General features: G+C 74.5%; 21 protein-coding genes and 1 riboswitch. Of the genes, 13 read left to right on the forward strand and 8 right to left on the reverse strand.

Annotated features, from left to right (window positions below; all coding sequences use genetic code 11):
* Positions 1-86 precede the first annotated feature (86 nt).
* Entirely contained in the window at positions 87-1,571 is a 1,485-nt protein-coding gene (locus ACZ6EM_RS17135) for an MFS transporter (protein WP_465772671.1), read from the reverse strand.
* A gap of 121 nt (positions 1,572-1,692) precedes the next feature.
* On the opposite strand from ACZ6EM_RS17135, the gene ACZ6EM_RS17140 reads away from it, so the two are divergent.
* On the forward strand, positions 1,693-2,238 hold the full coding sequence (locus tag ACZ6EM_RS17140; protein WP_465772672.1) for a winged helix-turn-helix transcriptional regulator: 546 nt from the start codon (positions 1,693-1,695) through the stop codon (positions 2,236-2,238).
* Between the two features lie 109 nt (positions 2,239-2,347).
* Here ACZ6EM_RS17140 and ACZ6EM_RS17145 read toward each other — a convergent pair whose 3' ends face one another.
* From ACZ6EM_RS17145 to ACZ6EM_RS17160, 4 genes are all read right to left on the reverse strand, one after another.
* A complete protein-coding gene (locus tag ACZ6EM_RS17145; protein ID WP_465772673.1) occupies positions 2,348-3,562 on the reverse strand; it encodes an alpha/beta hydrolase family protein in 1,215 nt (404 codons plus the stop codon).
* A gap of 146 nt (positions 3,563-3,708) precedes the next feature.
* The gene (locus tag ACZ6EM_RS17150; protein WP_465772674.1) at positions 3,709-4,530 is read right to left on the reverse strand and encodes a hypothetical protein; all 822 of its coding nucleotides are present in this window, start codon (positions 4,528-4,530) and stop codon (positions 3,709-3,711) included.
* Between the two features lie 184 nt (positions 4,531-4,714).
* Positions 4,715-5,779, reverse strand: coding sequence for a serine hydrolase domain-containing protein (locus ACZ6EM_RS17155; protein ID WP_465772675.1), 1,065 nt, complete (start codon positions 5,777-5,779; stop codon positions 4,715-4,717).
* Between the two features lie 159 nt (positions 5,780-5,938).
* Positions 5,939-6,352: an HIT family protein gene (locus tag ACZ6EM_RS17160; protein ID WP_401055398.1), complete on the reverse strand. Its 414-nt coding sequence runs from the start codon at positions 6,350-6,352 to the stop codon at positions 5,939-5,941.
* A gap of 182 nt (positions 6,353-6,534) precedes the next feature.
* On the opposite strand from ACZ6EM_RS17160, the gene ACZ6EM_RS17165 reads away from it, so the two are divergent.
* Complete coding sequence (locus tag ACZ6EM_RS17165; protein WP_401055399.1) at positions 6,535-6,723, forward strand: YegP family protein; 189 nt, start codon at positions 6,535-6,537, stop codon at positions 6,721-6,723.
* 100 nt (positions 6,724-6,823) lie between these two features.
* On the opposite strand, the gene ACZ6EM_RS17170 is transcribed toward ACZ6EM_RS17165, so the two are convergent.
* Complete coding sequence (locus tag ACZ6EM_RS17170; protein WP_401055401.1) at positions 6,824-7,519, reverse strand: MSMEG_1061 family FMN-dependent PPOX-type flavoprotein; 696 nt, start codon at positions 7,517-7,519, stop codon at positions 6,824-6,826.
* A gap of 162 nt (positions 7,520-7,681) precedes the next feature.
* On the opposite strand from ACZ6EM_RS17170, the gene ACZ6EM_RS17175 reads away from it, so the two are divergent.
* On the forward strand, positions 7,682-7,996 hold the full coding sequence (locus ACZ6EM_RS17175) for an antibiotic biosynthesis monooxygenase family protein (RefSeq protein WP_401050838.1): 315 nt from the start codon (positions 7,682-7,684) through the stop codon (positions 7,994-7,996).
* 9 nt (positions 7,997-8,005) lie between these two features.
* Here the strand turns inward: ACZ6EM_RS17175 and ACZ6EM_RS17180 are convergent, their stop codons facing one another.
* Positions 8,006-8,254: an SCO4226 family nickel-binding protein gene (locus ACZ6EM_RS17180; protein ID WP_380543954.1), complete on the reverse strand. Its 249-nt coding sequence runs from the start codon at positions 8,252-8,254 to the stop codon at positions 8,006-8,008.
* A gap of 237 nt (positions 8,255-8,491) precedes the next feature.
* A riboswitch (FMN riboswitch) is annotated at positions 8,492-8,619 on the forward strand.
* A gap of 224 nt (positions 8,620-8,843) precedes the next feature.
* Here ACZ6EM_RS17180 and ACZ6EM_RS17185 point away from each other — a divergent pair.
* The 10 genes from ACZ6EM_RS17185 to ACZ6EM_RS17230 all read left to right on the forward strand — a co-directional run bounded on the left by ACZ6EM_RS17185 (position 8,844) and on the right by ACZ6EM_RS17230 (position 17,657).
* A complete protein-coding gene (locus tag ACZ6EM_RS17185; RefSeq protein WP_401050834.1) occupies positions 8,844-9,590 on the forward strand; it encodes a riboflavin synthase in 747 nt (248 codons plus the stop codon).
* A 56-nt stretch (positions 9,591-9,646) separates the two neighbouring features.
* Entirely contained in the window at positions 9,647-10,234 is a 588-nt protein-coding gene (locus ACZ6EM_RS17190; protein WP_401050842.1) for a nicotinamide mononucleotide transporter family protein, read from the forward strand.
* 5 nt (positions 10,235-10,239) lie between these two features.
* The gene (locus tag ACZ6EM_RS17195; protein ID WP_401050841.1) at positions 10,240-11,517 is read left to right on the forward strand and encodes a bifunctional 3,4-dihydroxy-2-butanone-4-phosphate synthase/GTP cyclohydrolase II; all 1,278 of its coding nucleotides are present in this window, start codon (positions 10,240-10,242) and stop codon (positions 11,515-11,517) included.
* Between the two features lie 95 nt (positions 11,518-11,612).
* On the forward strand, positions 11,613-12,086 hold the full coding sequence (ribH, locus tag ACZ6EM_RS17200) for a 6,7-dimethyl-8-ribityllumazine synthase (RefSeq protein WP_452180828.1): 474 nt from the start codon (positions 11,613-11,615) through the stop codon (positions 12,084-12,086).
* Between the two features lie 101 nt (positions 12,087-12,187).
* A complete protein-coding gene (locus tag ACZ6EM_RS17205; RefSeq protein ID WP_280685086.1) occupies positions 12,188-12,460 on the forward strand; it encodes a phosphoribosyl-ATP diphosphatase in 273 nt (90 codons plus the stop codon).
* Positions 12,461-12,516: 56 nt separating this feature from the next.
* A complete protein-coding gene (hisG, locus tag ACZ6EM_RS17210; RefSeq protein WP_380543962.1) occupies positions 12,517-13,365 on the forward strand; it encodes an ATP phosphoribosyltransferase in 849 nt (282 codons plus the stop codon).
* A 144-nt stretch (positions 13,366-13,509) separates the two neighbouring features.
* Entirely contained in the window at positions 13,510-13,950 is a 441-nt protein-coding gene (locus ACZ6EM_RS17215; RefSeq protein ID WP_359898675.1) for a PH domain-containing protein, read from the forward strand.
* 224 nt (positions 13,951-14,174) lie between these two features.
* Positions 14,175-15,518 carry a hemolysin family protein gene (locus ACZ6EM_RS17220; protein WP_401043282.1) on the forward strand — a complete coding sequence of 448 codons (1,344 nt, stop codon included), beginning with the start codon at positions 14,175-14,177 and terminating at the stop codon, positions 15,516-15,518.
* Entirely contained in the window at positions 15,515-16,561 is a 1,047-nt protein-coding gene (locus ACZ6EM_RS17225; protein ID WP_380543968.1) for a hemolysin family protein, read from the forward strand. The genes ACZ6EM_RS17220 and ACZ6EM_RS17225 overlap by 4 nt, the downstream gene beginning before the upstream one ends.
* 109 nt (positions 16,562-16,670) lie before the next feature.
* A complete protein-coding gene (locus tag ACZ6EM_RS17230) occupies positions 16,671-17,657 on the forward strand; it encodes an NAD-dependent epimerase/dehydratase family protein (protein ID WP_465772676.1) in 987 nt (328 codons plus the stop codon).
* 77 nt (positions 17,658-17,734) lie between these two features.
* Here ACZ6EM_RS17230 and ACZ6EM_RS17235 read toward each other — a convergent pair whose 3' ends face one another.
* On the reverse strand, positions 17,735-19,795 hold the full coding sequence (locus ACZ6EM_RS17235) for an AAA family ATPase (RefSeq protein WP_452191580.1): 2,061 nt from the start codon (positions 19,793-19,795) through the stop codon (positions 17,735-17,737).
* Between the last annotated feature and the right edge of the window lie 9 nt (positions 19,796-19,804).

Here is a 19,804-nt window from a genome sequence, read left to right on the forward strand (position 1 = left end):
ACTGCCATCTTCGCACGCGCTCCCGGGCGGCCGCTCACCGTGGCAGCGGGCGCTCGGGACGTCCTCCCGGGCCGACGTCCGGTGCGTCACCGCAGGGCCGTGGGCCGGCGGGCCGGCCGTGCGGCGTCCGTCTCCGCGCCCGAGCGGGCTTCGGCGGCGCGGGCGGCGAGGGCGATCAGCGCGCCGACCAGGCAGAGCGCGGCCGCGACCAGGACGGCCCGGTCGGCGCCCGCCGCCAGGGCGCGGGCCGCCGCCCCGGGGCCGGGCGAGCCGGGCCGGGCGGATCCGGCGACGGCGACCGTGACCGCCACGCCGAGGGCCGAACCCAGGTAGCGGGAGGTGTTGTTGGCGCCGGAGCCCATCGCCGCCCGGTGCGCCGGGACGCTGCCGATCGCCAGCCGGGCCAGGGCCGCGTTGAGCACCCCGCTGCCGACGCCCGCGACCGCGAGCCCCGGCACCAGCCGCAGCCAGGACGAGCCGGGCGCGAGCCCGTACAGTCCCAGCTCGCCCGCGCCGCAGACCAGCAGGCCGAGGGAGACCTGGGTGGTGGCGGACAGCCGGGCGGCCAGGCGGCGGGCCTGGAGTGCGGAGACCACCGACAGGCCCGACCAGAGGGCCAGCACGCCGGCCGCGGCCGGACCGGACAGGCCGAGCACGCCCTGGAGCAGGGTGGGCAGGTAGCTCATGAAGCCGACCAGCGACAGCCCGGTGAACAGCGCCCCGCCGGTGGCCGCGACGAAGCCGGGCTCGCGGAACAGGGCGAGGTCCAGCATCGGCTCCCGGGCCCTCGCCTCGACCACCGCGAACGCCGCCAGCAGCAGCACCCCGCCGGTCAGCAGTGCCACCGCGGTGGGCCGCCCCCAGCCGTCGCGGCCCTCGGCCAGCCCGGCGATCAGGCAGGAGGTGCCGGCGGCGAGGGTGAGCACCCCGTACGGGTCGAGCGCTCGCGGCCGCTCGGCCCGCGACTCGGTGAGGACGGCGACGGCGAAGCCGGCCACCACGGCCGAGCCCGCCGCGATGCCGCCGCCGACCGCGCGCCACCCGGCCCACTGCTGGACCAGCGCGCCGTACACCGGCCCGACCGCGATGCCGAGGCCGACCGCCGCGCCCCAGACGCCGAGTGCCCGGATCCGGTCGGGCCCGGGCGGGTGGGCGTGGCCGATCAGGCCGAGCGCGGGTGCCAGGACGGCCGCCGAGGCGACACCGAGGAGCACCCGGGAGGCCAGGTAGACGGCGCCGCCGGGGGCGAGTGCGGCCAGCGCCTCGGCGGCCGTGAACAGCAGCACGCCGAAGGTGAAGACCCGCTTGCGGCCGTGGTCGTCGGCGGCGCTTCCGGCGGTGAGCAGCAGTGCGGAGATGCCGACCAGGGTGCCGGTGAGGATCCAGGTGCGGCCGGCGGCGCCCAGGTGGGCGGCCTGGGCGGTGGCGGCGAGCGAGGCGGTGGGGGCGGTGTACGCGACGGTGGTCAGGGCGGTCGCCGCCGCGGTGGTCGCCAGCGTGGCGGCGGGCCGGAGGCGCGGGCCCGGGGCGGTGGGTGAGGCGGGTGAGGAGCCAGGTGGTGCGGGGGACATGGGCGTTCCCTCCGGGGGCCGGACCCTTTGGTCTGGTGAATGAACCTTCATCTCGGGCGGCACGCTACCACCGTCAGTCTGTTCATTGAACCCTCAAGGGGGGTGGACTAGGCTGACGCCCATGGCCCTGGGAACCGACTACGAACTGCAGGAGTGCGCACTGGCCCGCGCCCTGGAGGTGGTCGGCGAGCGCTGGAGCCTGCTGATCGTGCGCGACGCGTTCTACGGGGTGCAGCGTTTCAACGACTTCCTCGCCCACCTCGGCATCCCGCGCGCCGTCCTCACCTCGCGCCTCAACGCCCTGGTCGCGGCCGGGGTGCTGCGCAAGGAGCCGTACCAGCGGGCGCCGCTGCGCCACGGCTACCTGCTCACCGGGACCGGCCTCGAACTCTGGGGCCCGCTCTACCAGCTGAGCCGCTGGGGTGGCCGGCACGCCACCGACGGCGGCTCGTACCACCTCTTCGCGCACGCCGACTGCGGCACCGACCTCGACCTGGTCGGCGTCTGTCCCGCCTGCGGCGGCGGGCCCGTCCCGCCGACCGCGGTCGTCATGCGCCCCAACCCCGCCCGCGCCGGCTCCCACCGGGAGGACCCGGTTTCCCGCGCCCTGGTCCGCCCCCACCCGCTGCTCGAACCGATCGCCTCGGCGGCGCCCCCGGCCGGCTGACCGCCGGCCCGCACGCCGACGGGGCCGCACGCCGACGGGGCCGCCGGCGTCGTGCCGACGGCCCCGCCCGGGACCGCTGTCACCCGGGAGCGGCGACCGGGGACAGCCCTCAGGGGGTGAAGCGCACCTCCGGGTTGGCGGCGCTCGGCCCGTCGAGCAGCGGTTGCGGGACGCCCTTCAGCTGGAGGTCGAAGAAGGCCCCGACGTACTGCCGGGTGAGCGCGAGGGCGCGCCCGCTCCCGAGGGTGGTGTACGGGCCCTTGGGGAGGCCGAGTCCCTCGATGAAGACCGGGAGGTCGGTGAAGCTGCCGTGGTCGGAGCCGTCGACGGTCAGCAGGCGCTTCCAGCCGTCCAGCCGGGCCCAGCTCGTGACCCAGGACGGGTCCTCGGTGCCGTCGGACAGCGGGTGGCCGATCATCATGAACGGCTTGCCGCCGAGGCCGGACTCGGGCACCAGGTCGTGCATGGTGCCGTCCATGTTCACCCCGGCCCGGATCCGGTCGTCGGTGAGCAGGGCGGGGACGGTGGAGGCGCCACCGGCGGAGTGCCCGGCCATGCCGATCCGGTCGCGGTCGATCAGCCGGGCGTAGCGCCAGGCCGGGTGCGGGCGGTCGGTCAGCCGGTCGATGACGAAGGAGACGTCCTTCGCCCGGCCCGCCTCCAGGCGTGCCGCGGCTTCGTCGCCGACGACCGTGCCGCACGCCGCGCAGGGGAGCGTCCGCCCGTCGGGGAAGGTGGTCCCGGTGTTCTCGTAGGTGTGGTCGATCACCGCGACGACGTAGCCGTGGCTGGTCAGGTCCTCGGCGAGGCCGCTGAGCGTGGCGCGCGGCATGGTGAAGCCGGGCGACAGGACCACCAGCGGGTAGTGGCCGCCCTGCGGGCGCGCCCCGGACTCCGACCACGTCCGGGTTCCGGACACCGCCTCGGTCGGAATGGTGTTGCCCGCGACCTTTCCGTCCAGCAGTGCCCGGGCGGCCGCGGGCGTCATGTACGGGGCGGGGGTGCCCGTCCCGGCCTGCGCGGGGTAGTACATCGAGACCATCAGCTGACGCGGACCGGAGGCGGGCACCCACGGGTCCGGACGGTTCCGGTCCACCAGGTGCAGGACCTCCTGCCCGACCGCGTACGGCCCGGTCGGGCGGGGGAGTTCGATCCGGGCGGCGGCCCGGTCGGCCGGGCCGGCGGCAGTGAAGACGGCAGTGTCGGCGGCTGCGGTGCCGGAGTTGACGGGCGGCGCGGCCAGGGCCGGCGCGGCGGCGGCGACGGACAGCGGAAGTGCGAGCAGCAGGGCCGCCGCGGCGGCGGTCGTACGGAGTCGGCTCATGCCAGCGACGGTAGGTCGCGGGCAAGGGAACTGACGTCCGCTCAGCGGCGTACTGATCCCTTCCGGGAAGGGCTGCCGGCGCCCCTTAGGGGTGGGCGTCGGCAGGGCGGGCGGGTGCCCGCCCGACGGCGGTCAACCGACGGGGGTCAACCGGCGGCGGCCGCCCGGAGGTCCTCCAGGAAGTCCGCGGCCGCACGGGCGTTGGGCACCGCGAGGGCCAGCGGGAGACCGGCCGAGTGGGTCCGGATCTCCAACTCGCCGAGACCGGACGCCCGGGCCGAGCGCACCTCGGCCCACCGGTGGGCCTCCGTCGCGGCGAGCGGGTGCGGTGGCCGGTGCACCAGCCCGCCGGCCGTCACCGTCAGCCGCCCCCGGACGAAGCGCACGCTCCCCTCGGTGCGCAGCGTCTCGTGCAGCGCGGCCCGGAGCCCGGGGGAGAGGCGCTCCTCCAACTCCCGGAACAACGCGCCCAGGCCGCGCAGGTGCGCCAGCTCCAGCGGCTCGTCCGCGCCCGCCGGCCATATTCGCCCGTGCTCGGGCACCCCGCGCGGCCCGCCCGGGGAGTACTCGGTGGCCTCCACGGCGCCCCAGGGCAGCGACCTCTCCCCGCCCTCGGCCGGGACCAGCACCAGCCCGCCCTCGTGGACCCGGACGGAGCGCAGCCCGGGCGCGGGGCGCAGCCGCTCGTACCCGCTCACCGCCACCACCGCGGCGGCGGCCAGCACGGGCGAGGGCCACCACCCGCCGAGTGCCACGCAGACCGCCACGGAGACGACCACCCCGCAGGAGTGCAGCCACACCCGCGCCGGCCAGGACAGCGGCCGGCACCTCCGGTGCACCCGCACCACCGGGCCGAGCCGACCGGCACCACCGCTCGTCCCGGTGGTGGTGCGGGAAGCGCCGGTCGCACCGGCCGAACCGGAAGCGCCGGCCGACCGCACGCGCGTCGGCGACCACGTCACCGCCATGGCGACCCCCTCTCACTCGGCGGAATCCCCCGTCGGAACCGCGACCGCCGGATCCCAGCATCAACCGCTCGTCGCCGCTGGCGACAGTGCCAATCGGCACCTTTTGGCCCGAATCGGCCCCGCCATCATCGCGCCCCGGCCGGGGCCGCCCACCGGCGGGGGTGCGAACAGGGCGGGCCCGCCCTCACCCCGCCGTCGCGAACCCGTTCTGCAGCCCGCGCAGCAGCGCCGTCCCCGCCGGATCGGCCGACCGGCGGGTGTTGACCAGCACCACCACGCCCACCTGCTTCTCCGGGTCGAAGGCGACGAAGGAGCGGAAGCCGCCCGTGCCCCCGTTGTGCCAGATCTGGAGGTGCCCGCCCTGCTGGGCGCGCAGCCGGTGCCCGAGCCAGCCCAGGTGCGTCCAGGCGAACGGGTTGACCCGGTGGCGGGTCTCCCGGGTGAGGGCGATCGCCGGCGACAGCGGGGCGTCCGGCTCGCGCGCGGCGGCCAGTTGGGCCCGCAGGAACACCGTCAGGTCGGCGGCGGTCGAGCGGAGCCCGCCCATGCCGGGCACGGCCGCGAAGGTCCAGGGCGGCACCGGCCGGCCGCCCGGCGTGTGACCGTGCGCCAGGCGCGCGGACCGTTCCCCGTCCGGCCGCACACCGGTGTCCGCCAGGCCCAGCGGCGCACCGACCTCGCGCGCCACCAACTCCTGGTACCCGAGGCCGGACCGCTGCGCGAGGGCCAGGCCGAGCAGGCCCGCGCCGAGGTTGGAGTAGCGGAATCCACGCCCGGGCGCGGACCGCAGTCGCGTCCGCGCGAGCCCGTCGAGCACCCGCTCGGCGGTGCAACCGGCGTACGGATCGGGCATGTTGGGGGACAGCAGCGACTGCAGCGCCATGCCCCGGGGCAGTCGGGGGAGCCCCGAGGTGTGGGTGGCGAGGTGCCGCAGGGTGATCGGTTCCCGGCCCTTGGCCGGGACGACGGCACGACCGCCCGAGGGCCCGGTGAGCACCTCGGCGAGCGGGTCGTCCAGCCGGACCGCACCGTCGAGGGCCAGCCGCGCGAGCACGAGCGAGGTGAACACCTTGGTGACGGAACCTATCTCGAACAGGGTGCGGGGCCCGGGCACGCCACCACCCGGACCGGTCCGCCCGGCGCCGCGGATCTCCACGTCACCGCCGGCCAGCCCGGCGACCACCGCGCCGACGTGGCGGCCCGCGAGCCGGTCGGCCGTCTGCTGCACGAGGCAGGCGAGTTCGTTCATGATCGCGAGCCTAGACACCCTCACCGGCCGGATCGTCCGCCCGGAAAACGATATCGACCCCCGCCGGTGCTCCCGCAGACGTACGCCCGCCGGTGCTCCCGCAGACGTACGCCCGGCAGTGGCCCGCACGCCGGCGACGTCCTCGACCGGCCGCGCCGCTCAGTCCTCCAGCGCCTCCCGCAGCCGGCCCGCGACCTCCGCCGCCCCCGCCTCGTCCGGATAGCGCCGCCGGGGCCAGAAGAACCCGCGCAGCCCGTCCTTCGGATTGCGCGGCACCACGTGGACGTGCAGGTGCGGCACCGACTGGCTGATCCGGTTGTTCGCCGCGACGAAGCTGCCCGCCGCGCCCAGCCCGCGCTCGACGGCCGTCGCCACCCGCTGCACCCGCAGGAAGAACGGTCCCACCTCCGCGGCCGGCAGGTCGGCCAGGGTCGGGTGGTGGGCGCGCGGCACGACCAGTACGTGCCCGGGGAACAGCGGCCGGCGGTCCAGGAAGGCCACCGCGGCCTCGTCGTCCAGCACCCGGTGCGCCGGCTCCTCGCCCGCCACCACCGCACAGAAGACGCAGTCCATCCGTCCATTCAAACCACCGGCGGCCGTCCCGGCACTCCCGCCAATCCCCGCGGATCCGGCTTCACCCGTCCGGCTCCCGCCCGGGTGCGGGCGCCCCGGCGCCGGGCGCACGGTGGCGCCGGGGGCAGGACGGCGGGCGCATCGAGCGTTCCGCGAGGAGGCCCCGCGAGGAGGTGGCCCGGATGTCGGGCACGTTCGAGGTCTATCAGGACGCCGGCGGCAAGTACCGGTTCCGGCTCAAGGCGGGCAACGGCGAGATCGTCGCCACCGGCCAGGGCTACGCCAGCAAGGACGCCGCCCACAAGGGCGTCGAGGCGGTCCGGCGGGCCGCCGACGGCGCGGCCGTGGAGGACCTTCCCAGGGCGGCCTGAGCGCGCGCCGCCCGGCGACCGGTCCGCCCCGGGGCCGGTCGCCGGGCGTCCCGCGCGGAGCGGGGTCCGTACGGAGCGGGGTCCGCGCGGCCCCGGAACCTCACTCGTACCGGTACAGCAGCGCCTCCCGCTCGTACTGCTCGATCATCTCCACGGTCAGCGACCCGTCCCGCAGGTGCGAGAGCGTGACCTCCGCCGAACTCGGCTGCGCGTCCTTGGCGAGCCAGTTCTCCGGCTTCCACGCCGAGGAGCGCAGGAAGGCCTTCGGGCAGTGCCCGTACACCTCCTCGACGGCGACCACGATCGCGCTGCGCGGCGGCTTGCCGACGGCGGTCAGCTGCCGCAGCAGCTCCGGGTCGGTCGAGACGCAGGCCCGCCCGTTGACCCGCAGCGTGGCGTCCCGGCCCGGGACGACGAAGAGCAGCCCGACCCGGCCGGTCTCCAGGATGTTGTGCAGGGTGTCCAGGCGCTTGTTGCCGGTGGCGTCCGGAATGGCCAGGGTGTACGGGTCGAGCACCGAGACCAGCCCGGCCGGCCCGCCGCGCGGGGAGACGTCGCAGCGTCCGGCGGCGTCGGTGCTGGCCACGAACACCAGCGGGGAGCAGGCGATCAGGCGCTGGGCGACCTCGTGCAGGCGGTCGACCTGCTTGCGGCGGGCCTGGTCGCCGGGCTGCTCGTAGATCTCCCGCAGCTGGGCGGGATCGCTGAGCGCGCCCGCGTGGAGGGCGTCGAACAGGCCGCCCGGCCGGTCCGGCGCGGAGGTTGACGAAACGGCAGATTCCGGTGTGGTCGTCATACCGGGAATGTAGCCGAGGCCGCTCGGCGCACCCCGCCCCCCGCACTGCCGCTGCCCTCCGTGAAATTCCGCCCTCACCCCTCCCCACCAGCGGTTCCACGCTCATAATGGGGGCCAGGGAGCACTGGGACAAGGCCCGCCGGGCAGCCGGAGGTGGTGGTCGTGATCGTCAGAATCTGGGCCGGGCAGGTCCTCGCCGATCGACTCGATGAGTTCTGCGCGCACCTGGCCGCCCAGGTGATCCCGGAACTCGGGCGGACCGACGGCTGCCTCGGCGGTGAGCTGCTGCGCTCGGTGTCCGAGGACCGGCACCGGGTGCTGGTGCTGAGCCGCTGGCGCGACGAGGAGGCCCTGCGCGGGTACGCGGGGCCGATGTGGCGGATCCGGCCGGTCTGGTCGGAGGGTGAGCTGAGCTACCTCGCCCACCCGCCGGAGGTCACCCACTTCTTGCAGATTGCCGCACCGGCCACGCTCTGAGCCGGGCTCTCACACCGACAGCGGCACCGAATGGATCTCGTCCGCCGGGTGCCCGGAGCGGTCGTGGACCCGCTGCACGGCTTCCTTGGACGGTGCGTCGGAGAGGCAGTACACCGTGCCCGATTCCGGGTCCGCCCAGGCCTGCTGGAAGTGGACGCCCTCCTCGCCCTGGATCGCCAGGTCGGCCGCGTGTGCCTGCTTGAGCTGCTCGGCCGTGATTCCGGCCATCCCGTGGTGGACGTCCATGAACTTCGCCATCGCCCTCGCCTCCGTAGCTTCGATGTGTCATCGGCAGGGCCCCGACTACCAGCCTCGCCCCGGCCGTCCGCCTGCGCCACCAGACCGCCGGGCCCGCGCCCGCGGACCGGATCGCGCGAGCGGCGGACGGCACCCCGCCGCGCATTCCCCGCACGCCCGTGAAACAGACCACAGGCACGGGGCCTCCCTGCCGTTGCGCCGACCGTGGCACAATGACGGCATCAAGCAGTGACGTTCAGCGCACTCCGGGGTCGGTGAAAATCCGAACCGGCGGTTACAGTCCGCGACCCGTCCGCAGCCAGCGGCCGGTTGACCAGGTGAAATTCCTGGACCGACGGTTAAAGTCCGGATGGGAGGCGTGCGCGGGCGGACGAAGAGCAGTACCCGTGGGTCCAGTGGCGGAGAACCGTCCTCCGGGCCCCGGTCAGGTGAACGACGGGAGCGGTGTCTCCCGTGCCGGGCGAGCGATCTCCCGGCGGCCTCGGCATCCCCGGCGACGGGTGGTGTCCCGGGTCCGTACGCCGGTGCCCGTCCGTGTCATCTCCCATGCCGCCCCGGAGTCCGCGCCCCAAGCGCGAGGAGAACCCGGGTGTTCACCGGCATCATCGAAGAGCTCGGCGAGGTCGTGTCGATCCAGGAGATCGGCGACTCCTCGCGGATCCGCCTGCGCGGCCCGGTGGTCTGTACGGGTGCCCGGCACGGCGACTCCATCGCGGTCAACGGCGTGTGCCTGACCGTCGTCGACGGCCCGGCGGAACTGGCCGCCGGAACCGGTGAGTTCAGCGCCGACGTGATGGCCGAGACGCTGCACCGCTCCAGTCTCGGCGAACTGGCGCCCGGCTCCCGGGTCAACCTGGAGCGCGCCATGGCGCTCGGCGACCGGCTGGGCGGTCACCTCGTCCAGGGCCATGTCGACGCCACCGGGCGGCTGTTGAGCCGCGAGCCCGGCGAGCGCGACGCGGCGGGCGACCTGCGCTGGGAGGTGCTGCGGTTCTCGCTGCCCGGGACCATCTCCCGCTACCTGGTGGAGAAGGGCTCGATCACGGTCGACGGCGTCAGCCTCACCGTGGTGGAGGCCGCGCAGGACAGCTTCACCGTCAGCCTCATCCCGGCCACCCTCGCGCTCACCACGCTCGGCGCCAAGGGCGTCGGGGAGAGCGTCAACCTGGAGGTGGACGTGCTGGCGAAGTACGTCGAGCGGCTCCTGGAGTCCCGCACCCTCCCGAACCTGCCGAACCTCTCCGGCCCGTCGGGCCTGTCCGACCCGTCCGAGCTGTCGTATCTGTCCAACCCGTCCGGCCGGCCGGTCGACGGAACCCCGGGGGAGTCCGAGTGAGCTGGCTCAGCGGCGAGGCGTTCACCGTCCTCGGCGAACACGTCAAGTGGGCCGACATGTTCGGCAACATCCTCGGCCTCGGCGGGCTCGCGCTCGGCTGGCGCCGCTCGGTCTGGAGCTGGCCGGTCCAGCTGCTGTCCGGCGCCGTGCTGATCGCGGCCTACTTCGGCGGCCACGTTCCCGGCCTGATCGGCAAGCAGCTGATCGTGATCGCCACCGCCGCCTGGGGCTGGGCGCAGTGGCGGCGGGGCCGCCGCGACAGCGGCACGATCGCCGTACGGTTCGCGAGTTGGCCCGAGCGGCTCGTGCTGGCGGCGGGCACCGCGGCCGGCACCGTCGCGCTCGCCCTGCTCTTCACGTCCTTCCCCAGCCTGTCCTGGAGCCCCTGGTCGGACGCCTACATCTTCGTCGGCACGCTGGCCGCGATGGTCGCCCAGGCCCGCGGCTGGGTGGAGTTCTGGTTCGCCTGGATCGCGGTCGACGCGGTCGGCGTGCCGTTCGCCTTCAACAGCGGCTACACCTTCTCCGGCCTCACCTACTCCGTCTACTTCGTCCTGGTGCTGCTCGGCCTGCGTTCCTGGTGGCTGAGCACCCGTGAGCCGCGCGCCAAGTCCGCCACCGTCCCGCAGGGAGCCACGGTATGACCGAGATGACCGAGAACCAGTCCAGCAACGGCGCCACCGGGTCCGGGCCCGAACTCGTCCTCGACCCGGTCGAGCGGGCGATCGCCGACATCGCCCTCGGCCGCGCCGTGATCGTGGTCGACGACGAGGACCGCGAGAACGAGGGCGACATCGTCTTCGCCGCGTCCGCCGCGACCCCCGAGCTGATGGCTTTCACCGTTCGCTACAGCTCCGGCGTGATCTGCGCCCCGATGACCGGCGAGGAGCTGGACCGCCTCAAGCTCCCGCCGATGACCCAGGTCAACGAGGACCGCAAGGGCACCGCGTACACCGTCTCGGTGGACGCCCGCGAGGGGGTCGACACCGGCATCTCCGCCGCCGACCGCGCCCGCACCGTACGGCTGCTCTCCTCGTCCGGCACCCAGCCCGGCGACCTCACCCGTCCCGGGCACGTCTTCCCGCTGCGCGCCGTCGAGGGCGGCGTGCTGGTCCGCCCCGGGCACACCGAGGCCGCCGTCGACCTGGCCCGGCTGGCCGGGCTGCCGCCGGCCGGCGCGATCGCCGAGGTGGTCAACGACGACGGCAGCATGGCCCGGCTGCCCGAGCTGGTCGCCTTCGCCCGCGAGCACGGCCTCGCGATCATCTCCATCGAGGACCTGATCGCCTACCGCCGCCGTACCGAGCTGCACGTCGACCGGGCCGCCGTCACCGCCCTGCCCACCGCGTACGGGGAGTTCACCGCCGTCGGCTACAGGGGCACCATCGACGGCGTCGAGCACCTCGCGCTGGTGGCCGGCGGTCTGGACGCGCAGGGCCGGCTGCCGGACGACGAGGACGTCCTGGTGCGGGTCCACTCCGAGTGCCTGACCGGTGACGTCTTCGGCTCGCTGCGCTGCGACTGCGGCCCGCAGCTGCAGGCCTCGCTGCAGCGGGTCGCCGCGGCCGGGCGCGGCGTGGTGCTGTACCTGCGCGGTCACGAGGGGCGGGGGATCGGCCTGGCCCACAAGCTGCGCGCGTACGAGCTGCAGGAGCGGGGGCGGGACACCGTCGACGCCAACCTGGACCTCGGCCTGCCCGCCGACGCCCGGGACTACAGCATCGCGGCCCAGATGCTGGTGGACCTCGGCGTCCGCTCGCTCACCCTGCTCACCAACAACCCGCAGAAGCTGACCGCGCTCACCGAGCACGGGCTCAAGGTCAAGGGGCGCGAAGCGGTCGAGATCGCGCCCGGCGAGCACAACCTGCGCTACCTGCGCACCAAGCGCGACCGGATGGGCCACGAGCTGCCCGGCCTCGATTCCTGACCCCGGCCCCGGGCCCTGACCACCCGCACCCGCACGACAGCCACCCGCACGACAGCCACCCGCACCCGCACGACAGACAGAACGGACGAAGAGACATGAGCGGCCACGGAGCCCCCGAGCTGACCATCGACGGCGCCGCCGACCTCAAGGTCGCCGTCGTCGCCGCCCAGTGGCACGACACGGTGATGAACGGCCTCCTGGACGGCGCCCACCGCGCGCTCAAGGAGCTGGGCGTCACCGAGCCGACCGTGCTGCGGGTGCCCGGCACCTTCGAGCTGCCGGTCGCCGCCAAGCGCCTCGCCGAGCGCGGCTACGACGCCGTGGTGGCCCTCGGCGTGGTGATCCGCGGTGGCACCCCGCACTTCGACTACGTCTGCCAGGCGGCCACCGCCGGCCTCACCCAGGTCAGCGTCGACACCGGCGTCCCGGTCGGCTTCGGTGTGCTGACCTGCGACAACGAGGAGCAGGCGATCGACCGCGCGGGCCTGCCCGGCTCCGCCGAGGACAAGGGCCACGAGGCCGTCACCGCCGCCGTCGCCACCGCCGCGGTCCTGCGCGCGGCGCTCTGACGACGAACCGCCCGGTCCCGGAGCACGGACGTCCACTGGACTGTCCACGCTCCGGGACCGTTTACCGTCCGTCCGCCCGCACGCCGTAAGGTGGCCCCATCATGGCTTCGAAGACATTCGAGGAGCTCTTCGCCGAGCTCCAGCAGAAGGCCGCCACCGGCGACCCCTCGTCCTCCCGTACCGCGCAGCTCGTCCAGCAGGGCGTCCATGCGATCGGCAAGAAGGTCGTCGAGGAGGCCGCCGAGGTCTGGATGGCCGCCGAGTTCCAGTCGGACGAGCAGACGGCGGAGGAGGTCTCGCAGCTCCTCTACCACGTTCAGGTGATGATGATCGCCCGCGGACTGACGCTCGACGACGTCTACAAGTACCTCTAGACACCCCGCTCCCCAGAGCACACCCATCCTCCCAACAGGTAAGGAAGCAACCTCCCATGCTGCGCATCGCCGTCCCCAACAAGGGTTCTCTCTCGGGTCCCGCGGCGGAGATGCTCCATGAGGCCGGCTACCGCCAGCGGAAGGACCCCAAGGAGCTCGTCCTCGTCGACCCGAACAACGAGGTGGAGTTCTTCTTCCTCCGCCCGCGGGACATCGCCGTCTACGTCGGCTCCGGCCGCCTCGACGTCGGCATCACCGGCCGCGACCTGCTGCTGGACTCGCACTCCAACGCGGAGGAGGTGCTCGCCCTCGGCTTCTCCGGGTCGACCTTCCGCTTCGCCCGCCCCGAGGGCGTGGACGTCGAGGACGTCAAGGGCCTGGAGGGCCTGCGGATCGCCACCTCCTACACCGGCCTGGTCGAGCAGCACCTCGCCGACCACGGCGTGAAGGCGACGGTCACCAAGCTGGACGGCGCGGTCGAGACCGCGGTGCAGCTGGGCGTCGCCGACGTGATCGCCGACGTGGTGGAGACCGGCACCAGCCTGCGCAACGCCGGCCTGGAGGTGTTCGGCGAGCCGATCCTGATCTCCGACGCCGTGGTGATCCGGCCCAAGGGCGCGGGCGAGGACACGCGGGTGGAGCAGTTCCTGCGCCGCCTCCAGGGTGTGCTGGTGGCCCGCCGCTACGTGCTGATGGACTACGACATCCGCGCCGAGAACGTCGGCTCCGCCGTCGCGCTCACCCCGGGCCTGGAGTCGCCGACCGTCTCCCCGCTGCACACCGAGGGCTGGGTCGCGGTGCGTTCGATGGTGCTCCGCAAGGAGGCCCAGCAGATCATGGACGACCTGTGGGGCATCGGCGCCCGGGCCATCCTGGTCACCAACATCCACGCCTGCCGCCTCTGACCCGGGGGCCCGCCGCCCTCGAACCGCGCGTCCGGGTGACCTGCCCGTCGGCCCGCGGGTAAAGAACGGTTCAATGGGGCGGGGACGCCGACCGCGTCCCCGCCCCTCGTGCTGCCGCAACCAGAACCACCCCGGAGACCCCACGTGTCCACGCCGCCCGTCCAGTTCCCCGTCACCTGGGCGCCGCGCCGCACCCGCGCCGTGCTGCTGCCGGTCTGCGTGCTGCTGGTGGCGCTGTTCTCCGCGATGGCCGTGCTGCTCCCGGAGAACTGGCAGCTCAACGACCGGATCATGATGATGGCCAGCGGCGTCCTGTTCGCCGGCGTCGGCCTGATGCTGGCCCGCCCCCGGGTGAGCGCCGACGCGGAGGGCGTGACGGTGGTCAACTTCGTCCGCCGCCGCCGGCTCGCCTGGGCCGAGATCGTCCGGGTCAACTTCCGCCAGGGCGACCCGTGGGCCACCCTCGACCTCGCCGACGGCACCTCGCTCGCCGCGGTCGGCATCCAGTCCGGCGTCGGCAAGGACCGGGCGATCGCGGACGCCCGTGCGCTGCGCGACCTGGTCGAGCAGCACGCCCGGGTCTGATTCCGGACCCGCCCCCACCAGGGGTTCTCCGTTCCCGGCGGGCCGAACAGGCTCCTTACCCCCATCCGGGTATGGTCTACGCTGGTAAAAGTAGGGCAAACTTCGCCCTGCCCGAAATCGAGTGCCCGAACCCGACCAGAGGAGTGACACTCCCCCTCGATGGACGATCCGTCCGGTAGTACCTGCGCCGCCTCGCTTCCCGACCCCGGAAGGCAGGCGGCACTGTGATCACCGCTTGGCTGCTGTTGCTCGCGGCCGTTCTCCTGATCCTCGCCAACGGCCTCTTCGTGGCCGCCGAGTTCGCCTTCGTGACCGTGGAGCGCGGGGAGGTCGACCGGTCCGCCGAGGCGGGCGACGCCAAGTCCCGCCGTGTCGCCGGGGCCCTGCGGCACCTCTCGTTCGAACTCTCCGGTGCCCAGCTCGGCATCACCGTCACCTCGCTGGTGGTCGGCATGCTCGCCGAGCCGGCGCTGTCCACCCTGCTCGCACCCGTGATGTCCGCCATCGGCGTGCCCGACTCGGCCGCCCGCGGCGTCTCCGTGATCGTCGGCATGGTGCTGGCCACCGTCGTGCAGATGGTGATCGGCGAGCTGGTGCCGAAGAACTGGGCGATCTCCCGCCCGCTCCAGGTGGCCCGCGCGGTCGCCGCCCCGCACATGGCCTTCTCCTTCGCCTGCCGCCCGCTGATCAGCTTCCTGAACGGCGCCGCCGACCGCACCGTCCGGGCCTTCGGCATCGAGCCGCAGGAGGAGCTGGCGCACGCCCGCACCCCGGACGAGCTGGTCTCGCTGGCCCGCCACTCGGCCAGGGCCGGCGCCATAGACGAGGAGTCGGCGACCCTGTTCGTCCGGACCCTGGGCCTGCGCGAGCTGACCGCGGAGTCCGTGATGACCCCGCGCGTCGACGTGGCCGCGCTCCAGCGCGACGCCACCGCCTCCGACGTCATCAACCTGACCCGGGCCACCGGCCTGTCCCGCTTCCCGGTCTACACCGACAGCCTGGACGAGGTCACCGGCACCGTCACGCTCAAGGACGCCCTGGCCGTCCCGGCCGCCCGGCGCGGCCTGGTGCGGGTCGGCGAGCTGGCCTCGCCGCCGCTGCTGGTGCCCGAGACGCTGCCCGCCGAGCGGCTGCTCGACCAGCTGCGCCGCCTCCAGCCGATGGCCATCGTGGTCGACGAGTACGGCGGCACCGCCGGCGTCGTCACCGTCGAGGACATCGTCGAGGAGATCGTCGGCGAGGTGCAGGACGAGCACGACCCGGACGACCACCCCGAGCTGCTCCCGCTGCCGCCGGTCAACGGCCTGCCGGTCTGGGAGGCCGACGGCCGCGCCCGGATCGACCAGCTGGAGCGGATCGGCCTGAACGCCCCGGACGGCCCGTACGAGACCCTGGCCGGTCTGGTCTCCGACCTGCTCGGCAAGCTCCCCGAGGTGGGCGAGCAGGCCGAGCTGCCCGGCTGGCGCTTCACCGTCACCGGTGTCGACCGCCACCGCACCACCGAGGTCCGGGTGGAGCGCACCACCGCGCCCGCGCAGTTCGACGAGGACCGGGAGGAGGGCCGATGACCGCCCTGCAACTGGCCGTCGCGCTGCTGCTCCTGCTCGGCAACGCCTTCTTCGTCGGCGCCGAGTTCGCCGTGGTGTCGGTGCGCCGCAGCCAGATCGAACCGCTCGCCGAGGCCGGGCACAAGCGCGCCCGCACCGTGCTGCACGCGCTGTCCAACGTCTCCGCGATGCTGGCCGCCGCCCAGCTCGGCATCACCGTCTGCTCGCTGGGCCTCGGCGCCCTCGCCGAGCCGACCATCGCCTCCCTGCTGGAGGGCCCGTTCCACGCGATCGGCGTCCCGTCCACGCTGATGCACCCGCTCTCGTACGGGATCTCGCTCGCCGTGGTGGTCTTCCTGCACATGGTGATGGGCGAGATGGTGCCGAAGAACATGGCCATGGCCGGCCCGGAGCGGGCCGCGCTCTGGCTCGGCCCGCCGCTGGACCGGCTGGCCCGCTGGCTCGCCCCGGTGATCCGGGTGCTGAACGCCCTCGCCAACGGCATCCTCAAGCTGTTCCGGGTGGACGCCAAGGACGAGGTCGAGTCGGTCTTCACCACCGAGCAGCTGATGTACCTGCTGGCGGACTCCCGGGACGCCGGGCTGCTCGACGAGGGCCGCCAGGAGCGCCTGGAGGACGCGCTGGAGCTGGGCCACCGCCCGGTCACCGAGGTGCTGCTCAAGCCCGAGCAGCTGGTCACCGTGGACACCAAGGCGACCGCCGCCGAGGTCGAGGAGCTGGCGCTGCGCACCGGCTTCTCGCGCTTCCCGGTCACCGACGGCGACCCGGCCGGCCACGGCTACCTCGGCTACATCCACCTCAAGGACGTCCTCGACGTGGAGGACGCCTCGGCGCCCGTCCCGGCCCGCCTGTGGCGGCCGATCACGGTGCTGCGCGGCAGCCTCCCGCTGGACGACGCCCTCGGCGCGATGCGCCGGGCCACCTGCCACCTGGCCGCCGTGCTGGACCAGGACGGGCGCACGCTCGGCGTGGTCATGCTGGAGGACGTGCTGGAGGAGCTGGTCGGCGAGGTGCACGACCCGGACCACCGCGCCACGGCCTGACGCCGGCCCGGCAGGTCCGGGCCCCGCTGACGGCGTGTTCGCTCCCGGCGATTTCGCCCAGAGCATGCAGCCGTTCCATGCCGGCCACCCTGGGAGCAGGGTGGTCGGCATGAGACTTCTCCTGCTGGGTGGAACCGAGTTCGTCGGACGGGTCGTCGCCGAAGAGGCGCTGGCCAGGGGATGGGAGGTGACGGCCCTCAACCGCGGCACGCGGCCGGCGCCCGAAGGCGTCCGGACACTGCTGGGCGACCGCACCGCCGAGGGCGGCCTCGCGGCGCTCGGCACCGGGGAGTGGGACGCCGTGGTGGACACCTGGTCCTGGGCCCCCGCGGCGGTGCGCGACAGCGCCCGCCTGCTGAACGGCCGGGTCGGCCACTACGTGTACGTCTCCAGCCGGTCGGTGTACGGCTACCCGCTGCGGGCCGGGGCCGGCGAGGCCGCGCCGGTGGTCGCCTCCTCCCCGGACCTCACCGGCGAGGTGCCCTACGCCGAGGCCAAGCGCGGCGCCGAACTGGCGCTGGAGGCGGAGTTCGGCGGGCGGGCGCTGCTGGCCCGGGCCGGGCTGATCCTCGGCCCGCACGAGAACATCGGCCGGCTGCCGTGGTGGCTCAACCGGATCGCCGAGGGCGGCCCGGTGCTCGCCCCGGGGCCGCGCGGGCTGGCCCTGCAGTACATCGACGTCCGCGACCTCGCGGCCTGGACCCTGGACGCCGCGGCGGCCCGCCTCGCCGGCCCGTACAACCTGGTCGGCCCGTCCGGCCACGCCACCATGGGCGAGCTGCTGGAGGCCTGCGTACGGGCCACCGGCTCGGACGCCGAGCTGTGCTGGACGGACCCGGAGCGGATCCTCGCGGCGGGCGTCGAGCCGTGGACCGAGCTGCCGATCTGGCTGGCGCCCGGCGAGCTGTACGACTTCCTGCACACCGGCTCTGTCGAGCGCGCGCTCGGCGCGGGGCTGCGCTGCCGCCCGGTCGCCGAGACCGTGGCGGACACCTGGGCCTGGCTGCGGTCGATCGGCGGCAGTGCGCCGCGGCGGTCCGACCGGGTCACGGTGGGGCTGGACCGGGAGCGGGAGGCGGCGCTCCTCAACGGCTGAACGGGTGGGCGGGCCGGTCCCCGGGCGGGCGGGTGCCGGCTTCCGCCCGCCGGTCGGCTCCGGCCGTCGCCCGCCGGTCAGCTCCGGCCGTCGATCAGCTCCCCGTACGCCTGGACCAGGTCCGGCAGCCGCAGGGTGGCCAGGTCCTCCCGGCCCGGCGGCTCGCGCAGCAGCGACAGCCGCAGGTCCCGGTAGGCGCAGGACTTCTCGTACAGGGTGCGGATGAACCGGCCGTTGCCCAGCTCGTCGATCCAGCCCTCGCGGACCACGTGGGTGCAGATGCTGGCCAGCTCCTCGGCGGCGTCCTCGTCCCAGCCGTCGCCGTCCCGGCCGGCCAGCGAGGCGCCGATCGCGGTCAGTTCGCTGGGGCGGTAGCTGGGGAAGTCGACCCGGGTGGTGAAACGGGAGTTGAGGCCGGGGTTGGTGGCGAGCAGCCGGTTCATGCCCTCGGGGTAGCCGGCCAGGATCACCACCAGCCGGTCGCGGTTGTCCTCGGCACGCTTGAGCAGTACCTGGAGCGCCTCGTCGCCGTACGCGTCGCCCTTGGTGTAGCCGGAGTTGGAGAGGCTGTACGCCTCGTCGATGAAGAGCACGCCGTCCAGCGCGGAGTCGATCAGCTCGTTCGCCTTCACGGCGGTCTGGCCGAGGAACTCGCCCACCAGGTCGGCGCGTTGGGCCTCCACCAGGTGGTCCCCTGAGAGCAGGCCGAGGGCGTGGAAGACCCGGCCGAGGATGCGGGCCACGGTGGTCTTCCCGGTGCCCGAGGGGCCGGAGAAGACGAAGTGGCGCTTCGGCGGCTGGACGGGCAGGCCCTGCTCGGCCCGCAGCCGGGACATTCTCAACTGCGCGGACAGCGCCCGCACCTGGCGCTTGACCGGCTCCAGGCCGACCATCAGCGAGAGTTCGGCCAGGGCCGCGTCCAGCTCCCGCTCGTCGCCGGCGGACCGGGGCTCGGGCACGGCGGCGGTCCGGGGCTGCGCCCGGCCGAGGGCGGGCAGCGGCGGGGGTGCGGCGGAGGCCGGCGGGGCGCCGGAGCCGGAGCGTTCCCCGGCGGCCTGCGCGGCGCCGTCGGCCGCACCGCCGTCCAGCAGGGCGCCGCCGGCGGTCAGGGCGCCGTCCGCCGGGGGCACGTCCACCAGCCCGGCGTCCACCAGCCCGGCGTCCACCGAGGGCCCGCCGCCCGACGGGAAGCCGCCGGACAGGGCGCCGGTCGACACCCCGTCGCCGGAGACGGTCGGCCCGCTCGGCCCGCCCGCGTCCCCGAACTCCTCGCCGTACCCGGGTAATCCCGCGTAACCGGCCTCGTCCGGGTACTCGGCGTCGAAGCCGGGAGCACCCGGTAGGGCGGCGTCGGCCGCTCCCCGGCGCCCGCCGGCCGGCAGTCCGTCCGCGAGTCCGTCCGCGAATCCGTCCGTGAGTCCGTCCGCGAGCGCGTCGTCGGCCGCGATGGCCGTCAGCCGGGTCGCGGTGTCCATGAACGCCGGGTCCGCCCGGTGCACCGCCCGGTAGAGCGGCAGCGCCGCGGCGCTGCGTCCGGCGCCCTCGTACGCCCGGGCCAGCCAGTACCGCAGCTCTTTGCGCTGGGGCTGTTCGGAGCGGCAGCGGGCCAGCGAGACGGCCAGCGGCGCCTGCGCCTGGGCGCACATGTCGAGGCGCACCCGCGCCATGCCGGCGAACAGTCCGGCCTCGATGCCGAGCAGCGGGTCGTCCAGCAGGCGGTCGGTGTCCCTGATCAGTTGCTCCCAATCCTTGAGCAGGTAGGACCGGCAGGCGTACAGGAAGCGGGCGCAGGGGTCCTCGCCGGGCGCCGGGCACTGTTCCAGCGCCCGGTCCAGCTCGGCCAGGTGGCGGCCGTCCAGCCAGTGCGAGGCGTGCGCCAGCGCGAGGTCGCGGGCGTCCTCCAGTACCGGCTGCACCCACCAGCCCAGCCAGTACCAGGAACTGAGCGGCCGTCGGTGCAGCCGCCGCTGTTCGCCGAACCGTTTCTGGTGGCGGTACATGGCCAGCAGCGCGGCCGAGGTGTCGCTGCGCAGCGCGTGCAGTCCGAGCCAGGCGTCGGCCATGCCCGGGTCCAGTCGGACGGCGGCCCGGAACTCCTCCTCGGCCCGGGTGTACGCACCGGCCGTGTAGGCGTCCATGGCGCGCAG

The sequence above is a fragment of the Kitasatospora sp. NPDC041917 genome, from assembly GCF_055589745.1.

What these genes read in the sequence shown, in the direction of transcription:
- ACZ6EM_RS17205 (WP_280685086.1), top strand. Translation starts at nt 12,188, where the DNA reads ATGGCTTCGAAGACATTCGAGGAGCTCTTCGCCGAGCTCCAGCAGAAG.
- ACZ6EM_RS17235 (WP_452191580.1), bottom strand. Translation starts at nt 19,795, where the DNA reads ATGGACGCCTACACGGCCGGTGCGTACACCCGGGCCGAGGAGGAGTTC.
- ACZ6EM_RS17160 (WP_401055398.1), bottom strand. Translation starts at nt 6,352, where the DNA reads ATGGACTGCGTCTTCTGTGCGGTGGTGGCGGGCGAGGAGCCGGCGCAC.
- ACZ6EM_RS17155 (WP_465772675.1), bottom strand. Translation starts at nt 5,779, where the DNA reads ATGAACGAACTCGCCTGCCTCGTGCAGCAGACGGCCGACCGGCTCGCG.
- ACZ6EM_RS17180 (WP_380543954.1), bottom strand. Translation starts at nt 8,254, where the DNA reads ATGGCGAAGTTCATGGACGTCCACCACGGGATGGCCGGAATCACGGCC.
- ACZ6EM_RS17140 (WP_465772672.1), top strand. Translation starts at nt 1,693, where the DNA reads ATGGCCCTGGGAACCGACTACGAACTGCAGGAGTGCGCACTGGCCCGC.
- ACZ6EM_RS17230 (WP_465772676.1), top strand. Translation starts at nt 16,671, where the DNA reads ATGAGACTTCTCCTGCTGGGTGGAACCGAGTTCGTCGGACGGGTCGTC.
- ACZ6EM_RS17170 (WP_401055401.1), bottom strand. Translation starts at nt 7,519, where the DNA reads ATGACGACCACACCGGAATCTGCCGTTTCGTCAACCTCCGCGCCGGAC.
- ACZ6EM_RS17150 (WP_465772674.1), bottom strand. Translation starts at nt 4,530, where the DNA reads ATGGCGGTGACGTGGTCGCCGACGCGCGTGCGGTCGGCCGGCGCTTCC.
- ACZ6EM_RS17190 (WP_401050842.1), top strand. Translation starts at nt 9,647, where the DNA reads ATGTTCGGCAACATCCTCGGCCTCGGCGGGCTCGCGCTCGGCTGGCGC.
- hisG (WP_380543962.1), top strand. Translation starts at nt 12,517, where the DNA reads ATGCTGCGCATCGCCGTCCCCAACAAGGGTTCTCTCTCGGGTCCCGCG.
- ACZ6EM_RS17225 (WP_380543968.1), top strand. Translation starts at nt 15,515, where the DNA reads ATGACCGCCCTGCAACTGGCCGTCGCGCTGCTGCTCCTGCTCGGCAAC.
- ACZ6EM_RS17195 (WP_401050841.1), top strand. Translation starts at nt 10,240, where the DNA reads ATGACCGAGAACCAGTCCAGCAACGGCGCCACCGGGTCCGGGCCCGAA.
- ribH (WP_452180828.1), top strand. Translation starts at nt 11,613, where the DNA reads ATGAGCGGCCACGGAGCCCCCGAGCTGACCATCGACGGCGCCGCCGAC.
- ACZ6EM_RS17145 (WP_465772673.1), bottom strand. Translation starts at nt 3,562, where the DNA reads ATGAGCCGACTCCGTACGACCGCCGCCGCGGCGGCCCTGCTGCTCGCA.
- ACZ6EM_RS17165 (WP_401055399.1), top strand. Translation starts at nt 6,535, where the DNA reads ATGTCGGGCACGTTCGAGGTCTATCAGGACGCCGGCGGCAAGTACCGG.
- ACZ6EM_RS17135 (WP_465772671.1), bottom strand. Translation starts at nt 1,571, where the DNA reads ATGTCCCCCGCACCACCTGGCTCCTCACCCGCCTCACCCACCGCCCCG.